Raw genomic sequence first — 2503 nt, forward strand, 5'->3', positions numbered from 1 at the left:
TGTCAAATCGCGTTGAAGCTCAGCCCTCTTATCGCGTTGAATGTCAGCCCCCTTGGGACCTGCTCGGACGTGCCGATGTCGCCCCGGCTGAGCTGGTCGGGGTTGCTCGGCCGGGGCGATTTCGGCGTCCAGTGCGCGACGGAGGATGACGTTGTCAGGCTCGGTTTTTGAAGCGCCAGCTCTCGTTGCCGGTCTCGATGATGTCGCAGTGATGGGTCAGCCGATCGAGCATCGCGGTCGTCATTTTGGCGTCGGTGAACACCTGGGGCCAGTCCGCGAAGGCGAGATTGGTGGTGATGATGACCGAGGTGTTCTCGTAGAGCTTGCTGATCAGGTGGAAGAGCAACTGGGCGCCCGCCTGGCTGAACGGCAGGTAGCCCAGTTCGTCGATGACGATGAGATCGTGCCGCAGCAAGGTCTCGACGATGCGCCCGCTCTTGCCGGCGGCCTTCTCCTGTTCGAGCTGATTGACCAGATCGACCAGATTGAAGAAGCGGCCGCGGGCCCGCGCCCGGATGACGGCAGCCGCGATCGCGATGGCAAGATGGGTCTTTCCGGTGCCGGTGCCGCCGATCAGGATCAGATTGCGCTTGGCGTCGATGAAGTCGCCGGTGGCGAGTTCGCGGATCTGGCCTTCATCGACGGGCGTGTTGTCGAAGACGAAGGCGTCGATGTCCTTCAGCACAGGGAATCTGGCGCCGCCGATGCGATAGTTGATCGAGCGGGACTGGCGATGGGTCAGCTCCGCGCGGACCAGGCTCGCCAGCAGCGGATAGATCTCCTCGCGCCGGCTCAGGCCCTTGCCGGCGATCTCGTCGAAGCTGGCGCGCATGCCATAGAGCTTGAGGCTGGTCATCGCCTCGATCAGTTGGTGACGTTCCATCAGGCGGCTTTCCTTCTCCTGCGCAGGTTGTCGTATCGGGCGCAGTCGGCGACCGGCTCGGTCTTGAGCTTGAGAGCGTCGGGCGTGGTGATGCTCTGGGGCACCGGCGGCTGACGACGTCGCGCCAGGATCGCCATGACGACGTCGCCGCTGGCGATGCCGGCCACGAGCGCCTCGGTGCAGGCCTCCGCCACCGCGGCGATGCCGTCTTCGGGGACGCGGCCGAGGATTTTCACGAACTGGCGGTCGCCATCGGCATGACGCCGCAGCTTCTCGCGCATAGCCGTGAGCGGCGCCGGCAAATCCCAGTCCTTGAACGGGGCGCCGTTGCGCAGGGCGCCGGGCTTGCGCATCAGCACCGGCAGATAGTGCCAGGGGTCGTAGACAACCTGGTCGCGCTTGAAGCTGCGCGGGTGATCGGCGACCGTCTCGCCGTCGAGCAGCACGACGATCCGATCGGCATAGGCGCGCACCAGCACGGCGCGGCCAGCGGCTCGGGCATCGACGCTGTACTTGTTGCGGTCATGCGTGATCAGGCAGGTCGTGGTCGCCCGCATCGGCTTCTCGACGAAGCCGGCGAACGGCCCCAGATACGGCATCAGCCGCGCCTTCTCCTCCTCGAAGACCTCGATGACCAACCGGTCGCGGAACTCGGGGTGCTTCGCCCGCCGGGCATAGGCCATGCACTGATCGGCAAGCCAGGCGTTCAGCTCATCGAGCGTCTTCACCTTCGGCCGTGGTCGGAACAGCAGGTCGCGGATCGTGCCAACCTGGTTCTCGACCTGGCCCTTCTCCCAGCCGGCTGCCGGCGTGCAGGCCACCGGCTCGACGAGATGATGCGAGCACATCTGCAGAAAGCGTCGGTTGTACTCCCGGGCGCGCCCGACGAAGACCGTCTCCACCGCCGTCTTCATGTTGTCGTAGATGCCGCGCCGACAGACCCCGCCATAGAAGGCGAAGGCCTTGTCGTGCGCGTCGAACACCATCTCCTGCGTCTCGCGGAAATAGGCGCGCACGATCGGCATGCGGCTATGGGAAAGCCGCATCTGCGCGACCTTCACGACAACGGGCAGGCCATGAAGCTCGATCGCCTCATGACTCCAGTCGAACTGATAGGCTTCGCCGGGATCGAACCGCAGCGGGATGAAAGCCTGCGTCGGCAGCCGGGCGCGGTCGGCACGCCAGGCCTTCACAAACCGGTGGACGCTGTCATGCGCCCCGTCATATCCGTGCCCGCGCAGTTCCTCGAAAAGCCGGATCGTCGAGCGCCGCTCGCGCCGGGGCAGCCGGTCTTCTGCCTCCAGGATGCCGGTCAGCGTCTCCACCCAGGCCCCGAGCTTCCGCTGCGGCTGAACCTCGCGTTTGTAGATGAACTCGGTCGCGCCGGATCGGAGCACCTTGCGCACCGTGTCGCGCGCAATGCCTAGCTCGCGCGCGATCCGCTTGATCCCCTTGCTGTTCTGGAAATGCTCGAAACGGATCCGCGCAATCGTCTCCACACCCGTCATCCCCGGACCCTTCCGAAAAACCGGAAGGATCAGCCAGAGCCAATAACAGGGGGACTAACCTTCAACGCGATAAGCGCCCCTCACAGGGGCAACATTGCAGGCGATCTCACAG

2 protein-coding genes are annotated in these 2503 nt (G+C 65.1%); both read right to left on the reverse strand.

Annotated features, from left to right (window positions below):
* Positions 1-154: 154 nt before the first annotated feature.
* The gene (gene istB / locus AC1DZY_RS26520) at positions 155-883 is read right to left on the reverse strand and encodes an IS21-like element helper ATPase IstB (RefSeq protein ID WP_476823145.1); all 729 of its coding nucleotides are present in this window, start codon (positions 881-883) and stop codon (positions 155-157) included.
* A complete protein-coding gene (istA, locus tag AC1DZY_RS26525) occupies positions 883-2391 on the reverse strand; it encodes an IS21 family transposase (protein ID WP_476823146.1) in 1509 nt (502 codons plus the stop codon). Before istA ends, istB begins: the two co-directional genes overlap by 1 nt.
* Positions 2392-2503 lie beyond the last annotated feature (112 nt).

The sequence above is a fragment of the Allobosea sp. P2_A10 genome, assembly GCF_056405115.1.